At 70.8% G+C, this 3,351-nt stretch carries 2 protein-coding genes; both read right to left on the bottom strand.

The window, feature by feature from the left end; genetic code table 11:
* The coding region (locus tag ACTWQJ_RS48770) for an ABC transporter transmembrane domain-containing protein (protein ID WP_443312792.1) at positions 1-719 on the bottom strand (719 nt) is incomplete at its 3' end.
* 49 nt (positions 720-768) lie between these two features.
* Entirely contained in the window at positions 769-3,039 is a 2,271-nt protein-coding gene (gene glgX / locus ACTWQJ_RS48765; protein ID WP_443312791.1) for a glycogen debranching protein GlgX, read from the bottom strand.
* Positions 3,040-3,351: the final 312 nt, after the last annotated feature.

Below are 3,351 nucleotides of genomic sequence, written 5' to 3'. Positions count from 1 at the left end.
CGCGACAGCTCCCGGAACGCCCGTGCCTGACTGCGATGCCGGCCGAACCCCTTGATGATCCGGATGCCGAGCACGCCCTCCTCGACGACCGTCGTCAGATCACCGACCTGGTCCTGTGCGCGCCGTGCCACCTCCGCATACCGCTTCTCGAAGATCACACAGGTGACGACCACCGGCACGGCGGGCCCAAGGATCACCAGCCCGAGCATCAGGTCCTGGGCCAGCATGATGATCACGCCGACGAGGATCGTCACACCGTTGACCAGCAGGAACGTCAGCGGAAAGGCGAGGAACATCCGCAGCAGCATCAGATCCGTCGTGCCCCGGGACAGCAACTGCCCCGAGGGCCACCGGTCGTGGAACGCCACCGGCAGCCGCTGCAGATGCCGGTACAGATCCGCCCGCATCGACGCCTCGACCCCCGCCAGCGGCCGTGCCACCAGCCACCGCCGCAGCCCGAACAGCAGCGCCTCGGCCAGCCCGAGCAGCAGCAGATACAGCGCCCCGAGCCACACCCCCGCCGGGTCCCGGTCGGCGACCGGCCCGTCCACGAGCCACTTCAGGACGAGCGGGATCACCAGCCCCGTGCAGGACGCGAGTATCGCGACGAACGCGGCGGTGAACAGCCGCGCCCGCACCGGCCGGACATAGGGCCACAGGCGCAGCAGCGAGCGGACGGTGGAGCGGTCATCGATCGGGGTGGCACGTGTCGTGGGCATCAGTGGCGAGCCTACGGACAGCCACTGACAACGCCCACTGAGTTTTGGCTCAGCCCACCTTCAGCAACAGCACCGCCCGCCCCGGCACCGTGATCGTCGCCCCCGCCCGGCGCACCACGCCCGGTTCCTCGCCCTGCTCCTCCCGCGAAGTGTCGACGACCACCTCGTAGTGCTCCGCCCAGGGCGGCCCCGGCAGTACGAAGCTCACCGGCCGCTCCCCGGCGTGCAGCACGGCCAGGAAGCTGTCGTCGAGGATCGGCGCCCCCCGCTCGTCGCGCCCCGGGATGTCCCGCCCGGACAGATACATGCCGAGCGTGGCCGCGGGCGCGTACCAGTCCCGTTCCGTCATCTCCGTGCCCCGCGGGGTGAACCAGGCCAGGTCCCTGAGCCCGTCCGCGGAGTGCGCGCGTCCGGAGAAGAACGCCCGCCGGCGCAGGACGGGATGCCGGTGCCGCAGCTCGATCAGCCGGGAGGTCAGCTCGAACAGGGCCTTCCAGCCGGGATCCTCCAGCAGCCCCCAGTCCAGCCAGCTGATCTCGTTGTCCTGGCAGTACGCGTTGTTGTTGCCACGCTGGGTCCGCCCCAGCTCGTCGCCCGCGACCAGCATCGGCACGCCGGTCGACAGCAGCAGTGTGGTCAGCAGGTTCCTCAACTGGCGTCGCCTGAGCGCCCGTATCCGCTCGTCGTCCGTCTCGCCCTCGACCCCGCAGTTCCACGCCCGGTTGTCGTCCGAGCCGTCCCGGTTGCCCTCGCCGTTCGCCTCGTTGTGCTTGCGCTCGTACGACACGAGGTCCCGGAGGGTGAAACCGTCGTGCGCGGTGATGAAGTTGACCGAGGCGTACGGCCGCCGGCCGCCCCATGCATACAGGTCGCTCGACCCGGACAGCCGGTAGCCCATCTCCCGGACGTCCGGCAGCGCGTGCCGCCAGAAGTCCCGTACGGCGTTGCGGTAGCGGTCGTTCCACTCCGTCCACAGCGGCGGGAAGGCGCCCACCTGGTAGCCGCCGGAGCCGACGTCCCAGGGTTCGGCGATCAGCTTCACCCGGCGCAGCACCGGGTCCTGCGCGATGACCGCGAGGAACGGCGACAGCATGTCGACGTCGTGCATGGAGCGGGCCAGCGCGGCCGCCAGGTCGAACCGGAAGCCGTCCACGCCCATCTCCGTCACCCAGTAGCGCAGTGAGTCCGTGATCAGGCGCAGCACATGCGGCTGGACGACGTGCAGGGTGTTGCCGCAGCCGGTGTAGTCGGCGTAGCGGCGGGCGTCGGACTGCAGACGGTAGTAGCCGCGGTTGTCGATGCCCTTCAGGGACAGCGTCGGGCCCAGCTCGCCCGCCTCCGCGGTGTGGTTGTAGACGACGTCGAGGATGACCTCGATGCCGGCCGAATGCAGGGCGTGCACCATGCGCTTGAACTCGCCGACCTGCTGGCCGCGCGTGCCGGAGGCGGCGTACGCGGCGTGCGGGGCGAAATAGCCGATCGAGTTGTACCCCCAGTAGTTCCTCAGGCCGCGGCGCAGCAGATGGTCCTCGTGGGCGAACTGGTGGACGGGCAGCAGCTCGACCGCCGTGACGCCCAGCTTCGTGAGGTGTTCGATGGCAGCGGGGTGGGCCAGGCCCGCGTAGGTGCCCCGCAGTTCCTCGGGGATGCCGGGGTGCAGTCGGGTGAATCCGCGCACATGCAGTTCGTAGATCACCGAGTCCGCCCACGGCGTCTTGGGGCGGCGGTCGTCCATCCATTCGTCGTCGGGCGCGTCGTCGTGGACCACCACGCCCTTGGGGACGTACGGCGCCGAGTCCCGTTCGTCGCGCACGGTGTCCGCGACCTGCTGCTGCGGCCAGTCGCGGACGTGCCCGTACACCTCGGGTGACAACCCGAACGCGGCGTAGTCGCCGTCCACCGCGCGCGCGTACGGGTCGAGCAGCAGCTTCGCCGGGTTCCAGCGGCCGCCGGTCCACGGATCCCAGCGGCCGTGCACCCGATAGCCGTACCGCTGCCCCGGCATGACTCCCGGCACGAAGCCGTGCCAGATCTCGTGCGTCAGCTCGGTGAGGCGGTGCCGGCGCTCGGTGGTCTCACCGCCCTCCTCGTCGAACAGACACAGCTCGACCGCCTCCGCCCCGCCCGCCCACAGCGCGAAGTTGGTGCCCGCCACCCCGTCCGGGCCGACCCGGAAACGGGCCCCCAGAGGCGTCGGCGCACCCGGCCACACGGGCGCCTCGGGCGCCCTGCGCTGCACGCCGTTCACGACGGCGGCCGGGCTCTGCTGTCCGGCGGCGCCTTGCTCCGCCACCGCCTCCTGCTCGGCTGCGCTGGACACCTGTCAGCCTCCCACGGCTCATGGAACGACTGGCGAAAGAGGCAGCGGCGTCCCCTCCGGCATCTCCCCATCGCGTCGTCCTCCCCACTGTTCTGCCCAGAGCTTGCCTCGCACTCACGTTTCCCCAGGGCGGGCCCGATCGTTGGGCATGTTTGTGAGGCACGTACATGGGCGCGCGCGGCGCGCGAGGGCCACACTGGCCGCCATACTGACATGGGCTGGACTGCTGGCGGGAGCCGCCAGCTGCACTTCGGGCGGCCTGGACGGGCTCGGCACGCTCGGCAAACCCCCGACGCCCGAGCACGTCATCAG

Source organism: Streptomyces sp. KR55 (assembly GCF_052245645.1).
GTDB lineage: Bacteria > Actinomycetota > Actinomycetes > Streptomycetales > Streptomycetaceae > Streptomyces > Streptomyces flavusporus.
The sequence above is the reverse complement of the archived record's forward strand: the minus strand, read 5'-3'. Positions and strand labels throughout refer to the sequence as shown.